The sequence below is a fragment of the Marinobacter nauticus ATCC 49840 genome (genome assembly GCF_000284615.1).
Classification (GTDB): domain Bacteria; phylum Pseudomonadota; class Gammaproteobacteria; order Pseudomonadales; family Oleiphilaceae; genus Marinobacter; species Marinobacter nauticus.
Window position 1 is genome coordinate 795,860 of sequence record NC_017067.1, and the last position, 15,440, is coordinate 811,299.

Sequence of the window (15,440 nt, forward strand, 5' to 3'; positions counted from 1 at the left end):
CCGAAACAAATCGAAAATCATGGCCCCGAGGGGTCAGTACATATAATAGAGGTTTCTCATGCAGGTTTATTACGATAAGGATTGCGATCTTTCCATCATCCAGGGCAAGAAAGTTGCCATTCTCGGCTTCGGCTCCCAGGGTCACGCTCATGCGTGTAACCTGAAGGACTCCGGTGTAGACGTGGTTGTTGGTCTGCGTGCCGGTTCATCCTCCATCGCCAAGGCTGAAGCCTATGGACTGAAGACCAGCGATGTGGCTTCTGCCGTTGCATCTGCAGACGTGGTCATGGTTCTGACGCCGGACGAGTTCCAGGCCCAGCTGTACCGTGAGGAAATCGAGCCGAACCTGAAGCAGGGCGCTACCCTGGCCTTCGCTCACGGTTTTGCGATTCACTACAACCAGATCGTTCCGCGCAAAGATCTGGACGTGATCATGGTTGCTCCGAAAGCTCCGGGCCACACTGTGCGCACCGAGTTCACCAAGGGCGGTGGTATCCCTGACCTAATTGCGATCTTCCAGGACGCGTCCGGCAACGCCAAGAATGTAGCTCTGTCCTACGCCAGCGGCATCGGCGGCGGCCGTACCGGTATCATCGAAACCACCTTCAAGGACGAAACCGAAACCGATCTGTTCGGTGAGCAGGCGGTTCTGTGCGGTGGTGCGGTTGAGCTGGTTAAAGCCGGCTTCGAAACCCTGACCGAAGCAGGCTACGCTCCGGAAATGGCGTATTTCGAGTGTCTGCATGAGCTTAAGCTGATTGTTGACCTGATGTACGAAGGCGGTATCGCCAACATGAACTACTCCATCTCCAACAACGCCGAGTACGGTGAATACGTAACCGGCCCGGAGGTGATCAACGAGCAGTCTCGCGAAGCCATGCGTAACGCACTGAAGCGCATCCAGAGTGGTGAATACGCCAAGATGTTCATCTCTGAAGGCGCATTGAACTACCCGTCCATGACCGCTCGCCGTCGCCAGAATGCGGCTCACGAGATCGAAACCGTGGGCGAGAAGCTGCGTTCCATGATGCCGTGGATTTCCGCGAACAAGATCGTGGACAAAGACAAGAACTGATCCGGATTTTCGGTAAGGTTTGGAAACGCGGCCCCTTGTGGCCGCGTTTTTCGTTTATACTCCGCCCAAATGCTTTCCGGAGTTTATGGAATGACTGAAGAAAAGAATACCGTGGAAAAATCAGAAACCAGGAAAGCCGCAGATCCGGAAATTGAGCCCGGTGAAGTGGTTGAAGAGGAGCTTGTTGAGGGGGCAAAGGTTCGTCGCAAAGGCATTTACCTGCTTCCCAACGCGCTGACGACAGCCTCTCTGTTCTCTGGATTCTATGCGATTGTTTCTGCCGCCAATGGTGTGTTCGACAATGCGGCCATTGCCATTTTCGTGTCCATGATTCTGGATGGACTGGATGGCCGTGTTGCCCGGATGACGAATACTCAGAGCAAATTCGGTGAGGAATACGACAGCCTTGCCGACATGGTGGCCTTCGGTGTTGCGCCCGGCCTGGTGGCGTTTTTCTGGTCCCTCAACGGATTGGACAAAGTGGGCTGGGTGGTTACGTTCATCTACGTGGCCGGCGCAGCATTGCGGTTGGCCCGGTTCAATACCCAGATCGGCTCCGTGGACAAAAAATACTTTGTGGGCCTGCCCAGTCCATCGGCAGCTGCCTGTGTTGCGGGGCTGGTGTGGTGTTTCCACAGTTTCGAGCCATCGTCCTGGCTGACGTTGCTGACAATTATCGTTGTGGCCGGAACCGGTGTGCTGATGGTCAGCAATATCCTTTACCGCAGCTTCAAGGATCTCGATCTTCGAGGTCGGGTTCCTTTCGCGGCAATACTTCTGGTGGTGCTGGTGTTTGTGGTGATCGCCCTTGATCCTGCCACCGTACTCTTCACCGGGTTCCTGATTTACGCACTTTCCGGCCCGGTTCGGGCTCTGTTCCGTCGCAAGCCGGCCCGCGCTCGGTAGGACTTACCCCTCGGCCGAGTGAATCGGCCGGGAATTTTCTCGGGAACCTCCGGTCAGTTACCTCAAGTAATGAATTGGAGATTCCCGATGCTTATCAAGCGCCGCCCGTCGTGGGCTCTGTCAGAATCTGAAGTGACGCCTGAATCCGTCTACCTGAACCGGCGGAAATTCATGGCCTGGACGATGGCATCCGCTGCGGCGCTGACCATGCCGGGCCTGCTCAGGGCGGAGGAGGGCGGAATTCCTGGCGACTCCCTGCAATATAAGGCCATGCCGGCGTTTTCTACCGACGAAAAGAAAGCGCCTTACCCCGCGATTACTTCCTACAACAATTTCTATGAATTTGGCACAGATAAGGGCGATCCTGCGCGCTATGCCGATGCCATGTCGGTCGACCCCTGGTCTGTGTCTGTCGAAGGTGAATGTGCAAAGACAGGCACCTATGCGCTGGAAGATCTGTTGAAGCCTCATCAGTATCAGGAGCGTATTTACCGGTTGCGTTGCGTGGAAGCCTGGTCGATGGTGATTCCGTGGGTCGGTGTGCCGTTGGCCGAAGTGCTCGCCAGTCTGCAGCCGACATCAAAAGCTAAATACGTCTACTTCGAAACGCTTCATGATCCGGACCAGATGCGTGGGCAGCGCTCCATGTTCAGCGTGATTGACTGGCCCTACCGGGAGGGGCTCCGGATGGACGAGGCCATGAACGAGTTGTCGTTTCTGGCCATTGGTTTGTACGGCAAGACCTTGCCAAACCAGAATGGTGCGCCGATCCGCCTGGTTGTGCCATGGAAATATGGCTTCAAGAGCATCAAGTCGATCGTCCGTATCCGCTTCATGGAGCAGCGACCCAAGACCAGCTGGGAGATGATCGCGCCTGAAGAGTATGGCTTTTATGCCAACGTGAATCCGGAAGTGGATCATCCGCGATGGAGTCAGAAGCGTGAGCGTCGCCTGCCCTCTGGTTTGTTGAGCCCGAACTGGATCGAGACGGTGGAGTTTAACGGCTATGGTGAACAGGTCGCCCATTTATATAAGGGCATGGATTTGTCCAGGTATTATTGATGGCATCCAAGGCTTCTCGTCAATTTCCCTATGCTCCGGTTAAAGTTCTGGTTTTTCTGATCTGCCTGATTCCGCTCGCGTTGATCGGGTGGGACATCCAGAACGGTAATCTGGGGCCTGATCCAGGCCAGACCATTACGGAAGCACTGGGTATCGCGGCGTTCCAGTTTCTGCTGATAACCCTGTTGATCTCACCATTGCGAAAAATCACAGGTTGGGCTGGTTGGCTCCGCTTTCGCAGGATGGTGGGGTTATATGCTTTTTTCTACGCGGCTTTGCATGTGCTCGCCTTCCTCCAGTTCATTCTTGGATGGTTTGATTTATGGGCAGCCTTTACCAAGCGCCCCTATATCATCGCGGGTGGCTTGGCGTTCCTGTTAATGGCGCCGCTGGCGGCGACCTCGACCAGGGGCATGATGAAAAGGATGGGGCGCGGCTGGAAACCATTACATCGTCTTATCTACAGCTCGGCACTCCTGGCCTGGGTTCATTTTCTGTGGCAGGCGCGCAGCGACGTGACCGAAATGATGATCTATGGCCTGGTGCTGGCTGTTTTATTGGGCGCTCGCGTGTACTGGTCAGGTTTTTCCACGCTCATTCCTCTGAGAAGAGCGTGATTTTGATCAACGTCTGAGCGTTTTGGTGGGTATTTGATCGCTGGCGTAGGTGGAAACCGAAGCCCGGTAAAATAAATTGAAAATGGGCGTTGACAGTTTTCCTGAGGGCTGTAGAATGCGCACCACTTCTGAGGGACACGGCAGACAACGCCGGTTCACGAGGGATGCAACTACTTGAAAGTGTTCGAAAATTTGCTTCAAAAATTCTTCGAAAAAAGTGGTTGACAGGGCAGCGGAACGATGTAGAATACGCGGCCTTGATTGAGCAACAGCTCAAACGCTCTTTAAAAAGTTAACCAAGTAATTCGTGTGGGCGCTGGCCGAGGTATTTCGGACACGAAATATCAGGACAGTGACTCGTCGAAATTGAGTTTTGTCTTGAGCAAGAATTAAGAACTTTCGGGTTCTTGTATGATTTAAACTGAAGAGTTTGATCATGGCTCAGATTGAACGCTGGCGGCAGGCTTAACACATGCAAGTCGAGCGGTAACAGGGGAAGCTTGCTTCCCGCTGACGAGCGGCGGACGGGTGAGTAATGCTTAGGAATCTGCCCAGTAGTGGGGGATAGCCCGGGGAAACCCGGATTAATACCGCATACGTCCTACGGGAGAAAGCAGGGGATCTTCGGACCTTGCGCTATTGGATGAGCCTAAGTCGGATTAGCTAGTTGGTGGGGTAAAGGCCTACCAAGGCGACGATCCGTAGCTGGTCTGAGAGGATGATCAGCCACATCGGGACTGAGACACGGCCCGAACTCCTACGGGAGGCAGCAGTGGGGAATATTGGACAATGGGGGCAACCCTGATCCAGCCATGCCGCGTGTGTGAAGAAGGCTTTCGGGTTGTAAAGCACTTTCAGTAGGGAGGAAAACCTTATGGCTAATACCCATGAGGCTTGACGTTACCTACAGAAGAAGCACCGGCTAACTCCGTGCCAGCAGCCGCGGTAATACGGAGGGTGCAAGCGTTAATCGGAATTACTGGGCGTAAAGCGCGCGTAGGTGGTTTGGTAAGCGAGATGTGAAAGCCCCGGGCTTAACCTGGGAACGGCATTTCGAACTGTCAGACTAGAGTGTGGTAGAGGGTAGTGGAATTTCCTGTGTAGCGGTGAAATGCGTAGATATAGGAAGGAACACCAGTGGCGAAGGCGGCTACCTGGACCAACACTGACACTGAGGTGCGAAAGCGTGGGGAGCAAACAGGATTAGATACCCTGGTAGTCCACGCCGTAAACGATGTCAACTAGCCGTTGGGACTCTTGAAGTCTTAGTGGCGCAGCTAACGCACTAAGTTGACCGCCTGGGGAGTACGGCCGCAAGGTTAAAACTCAAATGAATTGACGGGGGCCCGCACAAGCGGTGGAGCATGTGGTTTAATTCGACGCAACGCGAAGAACCTTACCTGGCCTTGACATCCAGAGAACTTTCCAGAGATGGATTGGTGCCTTCGGGAACTCTGAGACAGGTGCTGCATGGCCGTCGTCAGCTCGTGTCGTGAGATGTTGGGTTAAGTCCCGTAACGAGCGCAACCCCTATCCCTGGTTGCTAGCAGGTAATGCTGAGAACTCCAGGGAGACTGCCGGTGACAAACCGGAGGAAGGTGGGGATGACGTCAGGTCATCATGGCCCTTACGGCCAGGGCTACACACGTGCTACAATGGCGCGTACAGAGGGCTGCCAACTCGCGAGAGTGAGCCAATCCCTTAAAACGCGTCGTAGTCCGGATCGGAGTCTGCAACTCGACTCCGTGAAGTCGGAATCGCTAGTAATCGCGAATCAGAATGTCGCGGTGAATACGTTCCCGGGCCTTGTACACACCGCCCGTCACACCATGGGAGTGGATTGCACCAGAAGTAGTTAGTCTAACCTTCGGGAGGACGATTACCACGGTGTGGTTCATGACTGGGGTGAAGTCGTAACAAGGTAGCCGTAGGGGAACCTGCGGCTGGATCACCTCCTTAAACGAAGCCGAATGCTTCGGTCAGAGTCCACACGAATTACTTGGTTGGCTAATAAAGAGAGCAGATGGGTCGTTGCAGGCCCGTGTTTTGGGTCTGTAGCTCAGGTGGTTAGAGCGCACCCCTGATAAGGGTGAGGTCGGTGGTTCAAGTCCACCCAGACCCACCAGAATTGTTCAGCTCGTCGTTGTCGAAGTACTTGCATAGCAGGCTATGCGGCGCACTTCGACGCCTAGATCTGATCAATTCTTGTAGATAGCTTCTTGGGGCTATAGCTCAGCTGGGAGAGCGCCTGCCTTGCACGCAGGAGGTCGGCAGTTCGATCCTGCCTAGCTCCACCAAACTTTACTGACTAACTTCGGTTAGCAGTGTACAGAAACGAATGTTTCATATCGATGAAGCCTTCCTTTCTGATCACTGGGTCAGATTTGCTCTTTAACAAATTGGACGAGATAGAACACGAATATTTTTCTCTCATTATCTCCGAGAGAAAATGTTCAAAGTGATAGCGATTTCAAGCGTTATCCGGTGTTGTCGTTGAAGTGGTTGTTCTATTGCTTCAAGTGACTGTCTCGAAGATACCTCGGAATCAGGCTTGCCTGGTGATGAGTGTGACTTCGTGATCAGTTGTCTTGGGGTTATATAGTCAAGCAACTAAGCGCATACGGTGGATGCCTTGGCAGTCAGAGGCGATGAAAGACGTGGAAGCCTGCGATAAGGTTCGGGGAGCTGGCAAACGAGCTGTGATCCGGACATCTCTGAATGGGGAAACCCACCAACCTTCGGGTTGGTATCTTACACTGAATCCATAGGTGTAAGAGGCGAACCAGGGGAACTGAAACATCTAAGTACCCTGAGGAAAAGAAATCAACCGAGATTCCCTAAGTAGCGGCGAGCGAACGGGGACCAGCCCTTAAGCTGAACAACTGGTAGGAGAAGGCTCTGGAAAGTGCCGCCATAGTGGGTGATAGCCCCGTATCCGAAACCTGAGTTCAGTGAAATCGAGTAGGTCGGCGCACGAGAAACGTTGACTGAACATGGGGGGACCATCCTCCAAGGCTAAATACTCCTGACTGACCGATAGTGAACCAGTACCGTGAGGGAAAGGCGAAAAGAACCCCTGTGAGGGGAGTGAAATAGACCCTGAAACCGTATGCGTACAAGCAGTCGGAGCAGACTTGTTCTGTGACGGCGTACCTTTTGTATAATGGGTCAGCGACTTATGTTCAGTGGCGAGGTTAACCGTTTAGGGGAGCCGTAGGGAAACCGAGTCTGAATAGGGCGAATTAGTCGCTGGGCATAGACCCGAAACCGGGCGATCTATCCATGAGCAGGTTGAAGGTGCCGTAACAGGCACTGGAGGACCGAACCCACTGTCGTTGAAAAGCCAGGGGATGACTTGTGGATCGGAGTGAAAGGCTAATCAAGCCCGGAGATAGCTGGTTCTCCCCGAAAGCTATTTAGGTAGCGCCTCGGACGAATACCACAGGGGGTAGAGCACTGTTTGGGCTAGGGGGTCATCTCGACTTACCAACCCCATGCAAACTCCGAATACCTGTGAGTACTATCCGGGAGACACACGGCGGGTGCTAACGTCCGTCGTGAAGAGGGAAACAACCCAGACCGCCAGCTAAGGTCCCAAAGTACCAGTTAAGTGGGAAACGATGTGGGAAGGCTCAGACAGCTAGGAGGTTGGCTTAGAAGCAGCCACCCTTTAAAGAAAGCGTAATAGCTCACTAGTCGAGTCGGCCTGCGCGGAAGATGTAACGGGGCTCAAACTGGTCACCGAAGCTGCGGCTGCATACTTTGTATGCGGGGTAGGGGAGCGTTCTGTAAGCCTGCGAAGGTGTGTTGAGAAGCATGCTGGAGGTATCAGAAGTGCGAATGCTGACATGAGTAACGACAATGCGGGTGAAAAACCCGCACGCCGGAAGACCAAGGGTTCCTGCGCAACGCTAATCGGCGCAGGGTGAGTCGGCCCCTAAGGCGAGACCGAAAGGTGTAGTCGATGGGAAACGGGTTAATATTCCCGTACCTTGGATAGCTGCGATGGAGAGACGGAGAAGGCTAGGTGAGCCGGGCGACGGTTGCCCCGGTTTAAGCATGTAGGGAGTGGACTTAGGCAAATCCGGGTCCACAATCCCGAGACGCGACGACGAGTGCCCAAGGGCGCGAAGTCATTGATGCCCTGCTTCCAGGAAAATCTTCTAAGCTTCAGGCTATTCGAGACCGTACCCCAAACCGACACAGGTGGTCAGGTAGAGAATACCAAGGCGCTTGAGAGAACTCGGGTAAAGGAACTAGGCAAAATGGTGCCGTAACTTCGGGAGAAGGCACGCCGGTGTGTACGTGAAGCCCCTGCGGGTGGAGCGGAAGCCGGTCGAAGATACCAGGCCCCTGCGACTGTTTATTAAAAACACAGCACTCTGCAAACACGAAAGTGGACGTATAGGGTGTGACGCCTGCCCGGTGCCGGAAGGTTAATTGATGGGGTTAGCATTCGTGCGAAGCTCTTGATCGAAGCCCCGGTAAACGGCGGCCGTAACTATAACGGTCCTAAGGTAGCGAAATTCCTTGTCGGGTAAGTTCCGACCTGCACGAATGGCGTAACGATGGGGGCGCTGTCTCTACCCGAGACTCAGTGAAATTGAAATCGCCGTGAAGATGCGGTGTATCCGCGGCTAGACGGAAAGACCCCGTGAACCTTTACTATAGCTTCACAGTGAACTTTGAGCATGCTTGTGTAGGATAGCTGGGAGGCTTTGAAACCGGGACGCCAGTTCCGGTGGAGCCAACCTTGAAATACCAGCCTGGCATGTTTGAGGTTCTAACTCTGGCCCCTTATCGGGGTTGAGGACACTGTGTGGTGGGTAGTTTGACTGGGGCGGTCTCCTCCCAAAGCGTAACGGAGGAGCACAAAGGTGGGCTAAGCACGGTCGGACATCGTGCGGTTAGTGTAATGGCACAAGCCCGCTTGACTGCGAGACAGACACGTCGAGCAGGTACGAAAGTAGGTCATAGTGATCCGGTGGTTCTGTATGGAAGGGCCATCGCTCAACGGATAAAAGGTACTCCGGGGATAACAGGCTGATACCGCCCAAGAGTTCACATCGACGGCGGTGTTTGGCACCTCGATGTCGGCTCATCACATCCTGGGGCTGAAGCCGGTCCCAAGGGTATGGCTGTTCGCCATTTAAAGTGGTACGCGAGCTGGGTTTAGAACGTCGTGAGACAGTTCGGTCCCTATCTGCCGTGGACGTTGGAGATTTGAGGAAAGCTGCTCCTAGTACGAGAGGACCGGAGTGGACGAACCTCTGGTGTTCGGGTTGTCACGCCAGTGGCATTGCCCGGTAGCTATGTTCGGACAGGATAACCGCTGAAAGCATCTAAGCGGGAAGCCCCTTCCAAGATGAGATCTCCCCGAGGCCTCGAGCCTCCTGAAGAGCCGTTCAAGACCAGGACGTTGATAGGTCGGGTGTGTAAGCGCTGCGAGGCGTTGAGCTAACCGATACTAATTGCTCGTGCGGCTTGACTATATAACACCCAAGACAATTGCGGATGACGCAACGAAATCCACATCACTCAGTTCCTTCTCGTCCCCCAGTGATCAACCGTTTTGCCTGACGACCATAGCGGTCTGGAACCACCTGATCCCATCCCGAACTCAGAAGTGAAACAGACCTGCGCCGATGGTAGTGTGGCGTTGCCCATGTGAGAGTAGGTCATCGTCAGGCGCCTAATGCCTAAAAACCCCCGACAGCGAAGCTGCCGGGGGTTTTTTATTTCTGGTTCCGGAGAAGTGATATACTTCACCGAAAATCAAAGCAACGTTTCTGATGGGAGCCCAGCAATGGCCGCTAGTGAACACCTGGTCATTTTTGATACCACTCTGCGTGATGGCGAGCAAAGTCCGGGCGCCACCATGAACAAGGCGGAAAAACTCCGCATTGCCAAGGCGCTCGAGAAGCTTCGCGTAGACGTTATCGAGGCGGGGTTTGCCATTGCCAGCCAGGGCGACTTTGATGCAGTCAAGGCTATTGCCGAGAACATCAAAGAATCCACTGTCTGCAGTCTGGCTCGTGCGTTGGACAAGGATATCGACAGGGCCGCTGAAGCGATCCGCCCTGCCGAGCGCTCCCGTATCCATACCTTTATTGCCACCTCGCCCATCCATATGAAGCATAAACTTCAGATGGAGCCAGATGAGGTGGTCGAGCAAGCCGTGCGCGCTGTCAAGCGGGCGCGTAGCCACGTTGATGACGTCGAGTTCTCCTGTGAAGACGCCGGGCGGTCAGAGCTGGATTTTCTTTGTCGCATCATTGAAGCCGCTATCGATGCCGGCGCCCGTACCATCAACATCCCTGATACCGTGGGCTATGCCATTCCTGAACAGTTTGGTGAGACCATCCGTCAGTTACTGAACCGTATCCCGAATGCCGACAAGGCTGTTTTTTCAGTCCATTGCCATAACGACCTGGGGCTTGCGGTAGCCAACTCGCTGGCTGCGGTTACCCACGGTGCCCGTCAGGTCGAATGTACTATCAATGGTCTGGGCGAACGGGCAGGTAACGCAGCGCTGGAAGAAATAGTCATGGCGGTTCGTACCCGCCAGGATCTCTTCAATATTGATACCCGCATAGACACCCAGCATATCGTCCCGGCATCACGTCTGGTGTCCACCATTACCGGGTTTCCTGTTCAACCCAACAAGGCGATCGTCGGTGCTAATGCCTTTGCCCATGAGTCCGGCATCCATCAGGATGGCGTGCTCAAGCATCGTGAAACCTACGAGATCATGCGGGCACAGGACGTAGGCTGGCATACCAATAGCCTGGTTTTAGGTAAGCATTCCGGCCGCAATGCCTTCCGTACGAGACTACTGGAGCTTGGTATCCAGTTTGAAACCGAAGGGGAGTTGAATGAGGCCTTCACCCGCTTCAAGGCACTGGCCGACCTCAAGCATGAGATTTTTGATGAGGATCTGCAGGCGATTGCCAGCGATACCAAGCAAAAGGAAGAAGAAGGCCGCTTCGGTCTGGTCTGCATGCAGGTCTGTTCTGAAACCGGCGTTGTGCCCAAGGCGCATCTGACCATGACCGTGGACGGTAAGGAACACACGGTAGAGGCTGAGGGCAGCGGTCCTGTAGACGCAACTTTCAAGGCCATTGAATCTCTGGTGGATTCCGGGTGTAACCTGCAGCTGTATTCGGTCAACAATATTACCAGCGGCACTGATGCCCAGGGGGAAGTCACCGTTCGTCTTGAGCGGGGCGGCCGTATTGTGAACGGCGTTGGATCGGATACCGACATCATTATTGCGTCGGCGAAGGCCTACATTGAAGCTCTGAACCTGATTTCCAGTGGCGGTATTCGCCAACATCCCCAGGTGGCTGATGTTTAAAGCGCCCGAAGGATTGCCATGGAGGGATTCGTGATAGGGAATGAGGCGGAGCGGCAGTTCTATCTGGCGGCGGCGGGCATTCGGATGTGGTATGCCCGCGAGAGTCTGCCTGGTGCGGCGCCAAGCCCCGACTTTGATTTCGGAGTGGAGGACGAGCCGCAATTCCAGCCCGCGTCGGAGATGCCTCAGATTGGGCGTAAATCTGAGCCGCTGTCTGGTGACCAGGGGCGGGAGCGCATTGCTCAGCTCCAGAGCCTGATGGGCAACAAGCCTGAATCCGGGCAGAAGGCGGACAACGCTGGGCAAAAGGCCGCGGACCCAGTGAAAGCTCCACCTGCCACCGAGCCCCGGTCTGAAACTCCAGAAACGGTGCCAGAGGCCTCCCTGCCGGCCTCGGAACCAGTAGAAGTACAACAGCCGGAGCCAGTGCACCGGGTGTGTCTGACTGCCTGGAAAGGCTCCCGGGTCATGCTCTTGTGCCATATTGCAGAGGACGCCAGTTTTGCCTTGCAGGAAAATCTGGCTCGTAACATATTGCGAAGCATTGGAGAGACCGGGGTGTCTCAATGCAGAGTAGTGCGCTGGCCCTTGTTCAATAACCTGAAAGTGACGCTCAACAGTGAAAGCGATCTTGTCTCAGTCATAGCCTCTGCTTTTGCTGGCGACGCCCCGACAGAAACGCTAATAACGCTGGGGCTTGGCGACGAAACTCAGGCACGGTTGATCGAGCGTGGCCTGGGCCGGGTGCCGGAGATTGCGTTTTCCGGCACGCTCGCATCACTGGCATCAGACCCCTCCCAGAAGCGACTGCTCTGGCAATCGATTCGGGTTCTCGTACCTGGCCGATGAAAGCATCACAGCCTTTTCTCGATGTGCACAACCAGGATGTCCGGGTACGCCCTCTGGTCGAGGCAGACCTGGCGGCGGTCATGGAGCTGGAGTGTCAGGGACACTCCCATCCGTGGCCGAAATCGACTTTTCTTGACTGTTTTAAGCCGAATTACAGGCTCTGGGCCGCTGAGCGTGGCGATGAGCTGATTGGCTACGCGGTTGTGGCCTATATGGTCGACGAAGCCCATCTGCTGAATATCTGCGTCAGTCCTCGTGTGCGTGGTCAGGGTGTCGGGCGCTGGCTGCTACGGCATCTGATCGCTGTCGCGGTGTCGGATGGTATGGAACAACTGATTCTGGAAGTGCGGGTTAGCAATGATGCCGCCACCCAGCTCTATCTGAGCGAGGGTTTCTCTGAAATTGGCAGAAGGGCCGGCTATTATCCCGATGGCGCTGCACGGGAAGATGCCCTGGTCATGGCGCTGCGGTTCACCTGAGGACGGTATAGGCCGTATAATGCTCGGCTTTAATCCATCTCGATTCAGGTCACCAGAGTTTATGCCTAACCTTTCCCAGGAAGTGGCCAAGCGCCGCACCTTTGCGATCATCTCGCACCCGGATGCCGGTAAGACCACCATTACAGAGAAGGTGCTGTTGTTCGGCCAGGCCCTGCAGAAGGCGGGAACCGTCAAGGGCAAAAAATCCGGACAGCACGCCAAGTCTGACTGGATGGAGATGGAAAAAGAACGGGGTATTTCCGTCACCACGTCGGTGATGCAATTTCCCTATGGTGGAAAGCTGGTCAACCTGCTGGATACACCGGGTCACGAAGACTTCTCCGAGGATACCTACCGGACACTGACCGCCGTCGACTCCTGCCTGATGGTGATTGACAGTGCCAAAGGGGTCGAGGAGCGCACTATCAAGCTGATGGAGGTGACCCGCCTGCGTGACACCCCGATCCTTACCTTTATGAACAAGCTGGACCGGGATACCAGGGACCCCATCGAGTTGATGGACGAAGTGGAAGACGTACTGAAGATTGCCTGTGCGCCGATTACCTGGCCCATTGGTATGGGCAAGGGGTTCAAGGGTGTTTACCACCTGCTGCGGGATGAAGTGATTCTCTATCAGTCAGGCCAGGGGCATACCATTCAGGAAAAACGTGTAGTCAAAGGTCTGGACAACCCGGAGCTGGATGACGCCATCGGCAATTACGCTTCCGATCTTCGTGATGAGATCGAGTTGGTCAAAGGGGCTTCCCACGAATTTGACCAGGAGGCTTTCCTGGCTGGTGAGCTGACCCCGGTGTTTTTCGGAACAGCGCTTGGCAACTTCGGTGTTGATCACATGCTTGATGGTCTGGTGGATTGGGCGCCGGCTCCTCAGCCCCGGGCCACGGATGTGCGCCAGGTGACCCCGACCGAGGATGGCTTTTCCGGCTTTGTCTTCAAGATTCAGGCAAACATGGATCCACAGCACCGGGACCGTATCGCTTTCCTGAGGATCGTGTCAGGTAGTTACAATCAAGGCATGAAGGCCCGGCACGTCCGTATCGGTAAAGATGTTCGGTTCTCCGATGCGCTCACGTTCATGGCTGGTGACCGTGAGCATGCGGAAGAAGCTTTTGCCGGTGACATCATTGGCCTGCATAACCACGGCACCATTCAGTTGGGTGATACCTTTACGGCGGGCGAGGACATGAAGTTTACCGGTATCCCGAACTTCGCCCCTGAGCTGTTCCGGCGCATTCGATTGAAAGATCCGCTGAAAGCCAAGCAATTACAGAAGGGCCTGATCCAGCTTTCCGAGGAGGGTGCAGTTCAGGTCTTCCGTCCGCTGAAGAACAACGATCTGATCGTCGGGGCGGTGGGTGTGCTGCAGTTTGATGTAGTTGTCGCCCGCCTGAAAAGTGAATACAAGGTGGAAGCGGTTTACGAGCCCATCAACGTGGCAACTGCCCGTTGGGTAACCTGTTCCGATGAGCGTAAACTGGACGAATTCCAGCGTAAGAATCAGGACAACGTCGCACTGGATGGCGCAGATCGCCTTGCGTACATCGCGCCGACCATGGTGAACCTGAATCTTGCTCAGGAGCGTTATCCGGATATCCAGTTCCACAAGACCCGGGAGCACTGATTCGCTTCCGGGAGGAGGCCGCCATGCAGTTGGTAGACGCCCATTGCCATTTTGATTTCCCGTTTTTTGACGGGCATCGGGAGACGGTGTTGGCGCAGGCGGCCAGCCTTGGAGTTTGCGCGGTCGTGATTCCGGGGGTCCGGCGGCAGGACTGGCAGCGTGTGGCGAGCATGGCAGATGCAGAGAAGGGTCTCTGGTACTGTCTGGGTATTCACCCCTGGTTTATTCAGGAGCACGGCGCTGACGATCTGGCCGAGCTTCAAAGGTTGCTGTCTTCCGCGCCCCAAGCCTGTGTTGGCCTTGGAGAGTGTGGTCTGGACGCCCTCAAAGGCGATCTGTCTGAGCAGGAACCCTGGTTCGAGGCCCAGATTGATATTGCCCAGCGGCTCGGTCTGGCGCTGGTGATTCACTCCGTCAAGAGCCATGATCTGGTGCACAGTAGTCTGAAACGCGCCGGATGGAACGGGCGCGCATTGGTTCACGGCTTCTCGGGTAGTTATAAGCAGGCGCAAAAGCTGGTTGATCTGGGTTGTTACATTGGCGTGGGTGGCGTGATTACCCACGATCGGGCCCGGAAAACCCGGGATACCATTGCCCGGTTACCGGCGGATGCGCTGGTTCTGGAAACCGATGCGCCGGATATGGCGCCGGCCGGAGTGGCGAAAGGGCAGAATTCGCCCATCCACTTGCCGGAGATTTTTGAAGCCCTGGCAGATCTGCGGAGTGAGCCCCGGGAGTCGCTGGCTGAAATACTGTTGGCCAATACCGCGAAGCTCTACCGAAAAGATCCGCTAACTCTGGTGCCGGGACCATAGGGGATTAACGAAACAGCATAGGTCGGGGTTGGCATTCGATAGGGGTTCGAGTATACTTCGCGCCCTGGCTTTTCAAGGCGATGTCATTATCTCAGCCCCGAATGATGGCAGCGCAACATACAGGTATGAACCTCCTCCGGATGCCTTGCATGTACCGGTGGTGGTTTTTAACGTTTCTTATATAGCGTTCAAGGCGGAATCAATGAAGACTCTGAGTGCGAAACCAGAAACAGTAAAACGTGACTGGTACGTTGTAGACGCAGCCGGCAAGACGCTGGGTCGTCTGTCAACCGAAATCGCCCTTCGTCTGCGGGGCAAGCATAAGCCTGAGTATACCCCTCACGTGGACACTGGCGACTACATCATTGTTATCAATGCCAGCCAGGTGAAGGTTACCGGCAAAAAGGCATCGGCTAAAATGTATTACAGCCATACCGGCTTTCCGGGTGGAATCAAATCCATCAATTTCGAGAAGCTGGTTGACAAGGCTCCCGAGCAAGTCATTCAGAAGGCCGTAAAAGGCATGCTTCCGAAGGGCCCGCTTGGCCGCGCCATGTTCAAGAAGCTGAAAGTGTACGCAGGCGCTGAGCATGCTCATGCCGCCCAGCAGCCCAAAGAACTCGACATCTAACGGAAGG

At 54.9% G+C, this 15,440-nt stretch carries 10 protein-coding genes, 2 tRNA genes and 3 rRNA genes; all 15 read left to right on the forward strand.

Annotation, left to right across the window (positions count from 1 at the left end; genetic code table 11):
• Positions 1-58: 58 nt before the first annotated feature.
• The 15 genes from ilvC (at position 59) to rplM (ending at position 15,433) form a co-directional block, all read left to right on the forward strand.
• Positions 59-1,075, forward strand: coding sequence for a ketol-acid reductoisomerase (ilvC, locus tag MARHY_RS03630; RefSeq protein WP_011784402.1), 1,017 nt, complete (start codon positions 59-61; stop codon positions 1,073-1,075).
• A gap of 90 nt (positions 1,076-1,165) precedes the next feature.
• The gene (gene pssA / locus MARHY_RS03635; RefSeq protein ID WP_011784403.1) at positions 1,166-1,981 is read left to right on the forward strand and encodes a CDP-diacylglycerol--serine O-phosphatidyltransferase; all 816 of its coding nucleotides are present in this window, start codon (positions 1,166-1,168) and stop codon (positions 1,979-1,981) included.
• 87 nt (positions 1,982-2,068) lie between these two features.
• Positions 2,069-3,043 (forward strand): protein-methionine-sulfoxide reductase catalytic subunit MsrP, encoded by a 975-nt coding sequence (gene msrP, locus MARHY_RS03640; protein WP_041654574.1) that lies wholly within the window; start codon positions 2,069-2,071, stop codon positions 3,041-3,043.
• Positions 3,043-3,660, forward strand: coding sequence for a protein-methionine-sulfoxide reductase heme-binding subunit MsrQ (gene msrQ, locus MARHY_RS03645; protein ID WP_014420616.1), 618 nt, complete (start codon positions 3,043-3,045; stop codon positions 3,658-3,660). The genes msrP and msrQ overlap by 1 nt, the downstream gene beginning before the upstream one ends.
• Positions 3,661-4,078: 418 nt before the next feature.
• Positions 4,079-5,619, forward strand: a 16S ribosomal RNA gene (locus MARHY_RS03650).
• A gap of 89 nt (positions 5,620-5,708) precedes the next feature.
• Positions 5,709-5,785, forward strand: a tRNA-Ile gene (locus tag MARHY_RS03655).
• Positions 5,786-5,881: 96 nt separating this feature from the next.
• Positions 5,882-5,957 (forward strand) — tRNA-Ala (locus MARHY_RS03660).
• 303 nt (positions 5,958-6,260) lie between these two features.
• Positions 6,261-9,152, forward strand: a 23S ribosomal RNA gene (locus tag MARHY_RS03665).
• Positions 9,153-9,235: 83 nt separating this feature from the next.
• Positions 9,236-9,350 (forward strand): 5S ribosomal RNA (gene rrf, locus MARHY_RS03670).
• The 16S, 23S and 5S rRNA genes sit together here with 2 tRNA genes alongside, the layout of an rRNA operon.
• Positions 9,351-9,466: 116 nt before the next feature.
• Entirely contained in the window at positions 9,467-11,017 is a 1,551-nt protein-coding gene (locus MARHY_RS03675) for a 2-isopropylmalate synthase (RefSeq protein ID WP_011785936.1), read from the forward strand.
• Positions 11,018-11,047: 30 nt separating this feature from the next.
• Positions 11,048-11,866, forward strand: coding sequence for a hypothetical protein (locus MARHY_RS03680; RefSeq protein ID WP_226374394.1), 819 nt, complete (start codon positions 11,048-11,050; stop codon positions 11,864-11,866).
• Positions 11,863-12,345 carry a ribosomal protein S18-alanine N-acetyltransferase gene (rimI, locus tag MARHY_RS03685; protein ID WP_011785934.1) on the forward strand — a complete coding sequence of 161 codons (483 nt, stop codon included), beginning with the start codon at positions 11,863-11,865 and terminating at the stop codon, positions 12,343-12,345. The genes MARHY_RS03680 and rimI overlap by 4 nt, the downstream gene beginning before the upstream one ends.
• 61 nt (positions 12,346-12,406) lie before the next feature.
• Entirely contained in the window at positions 12,407-13,987 is a 1,581-nt protein-coding gene (gene prfC / locus MARHY_RS03690) for a peptide chain release factor 3 (protein ID WP_014420619.1), read from the forward strand.
• A gap of 23 nt (positions 13,988-14,010) precedes the next feature.
• The gene (locus MARHY_RS03695; protein WP_014420620.1) at positions 14,011-14,802 is read left to right on the forward strand and encodes a TatD family hydrolase; all 792 of its coding nucleotides are present in this window, start codon (positions 14,011-14,013) and stop codon (positions 14,800-14,802) included.
• A 202-nt stretch (positions 14,803-15,004) separates the two neighbouring features.
• Complete coding sequence (rplM, locus tag MARHY_RS03700; protein WP_011785931.1) at positions 15,005-15,433, forward strand: 50S ribosomal protein L13; 429 nt, start codon at positions 15,005-15,007, stop codon at positions 15,431-15,433.
• The last annotated feature ends 7 nt before the right edge of the window (positions 15,434-15,440 follow it).

Excerpts from the sequence above, each read along its gene's own strand:
- rplM (WP_011785931.1), top strand. The coding sequence starts at position 15,005 with ATGAAGACTCTGAGTGCGAAACCAGAAACAGTAAAACGTGACTGGTAC.
- ilvC (WP_011784402.1), top strand. The coding sequence starts at position 59 with ATGCAGGTTTATTACGATAAGGATTGCGATCTTTCCATCATCCAGGGC.
- MARHY_RS03675 (WP_011785936.1), top strand. The coding sequence starts at position 9,467 with ATGGCCGCTAGTGAACACCTGGTCATTTTTGATACCACTCTGCGTGAT.
- rimI (WP_011785934.1), top strand. The coding sequence starts at position 11,863 with ATGAAAGCATCACAGCCTTTTCTCGATGTGCACAACCAGGATGTCCGG.
- pssA (WP_011784403.1), top strand. The coding sequence starts at position 1,166 with ATGACTGAAGAAAAGAATACCGTGGAAAAATCAGAAACCAGGAAAGCC.
- msrQ (WP_014420616.1), top strand. The coding sequence starts at position 3,043 with ATGGCATCCAAGGCTTCTCGTCAATTTCCCTATGCTCCGGTTAAAGTT.
- prfC (WP_014420619.1), top strand. The coding sequence starts at position 12,407 with ATGCCTAACCTTTCCCAGGAAGTGGCCAAGCGCCGCACCTTTGCGATC.
- msrP (WP_041654574.1), top strand. The coding sequence starts at position 2,069 with ATGCTTATCAAGCGCCGCCCGTCGTGGGCTCTGTCAGAATCTGAAGTG.
- MARHY_RS03695 (WP_014420620.1), top strand. The coding sequence starts at position 14,011 with ATGCAGTTGGTAGACGCCCATTGCCATTTTGATTTCCCGTTTTTTGAC.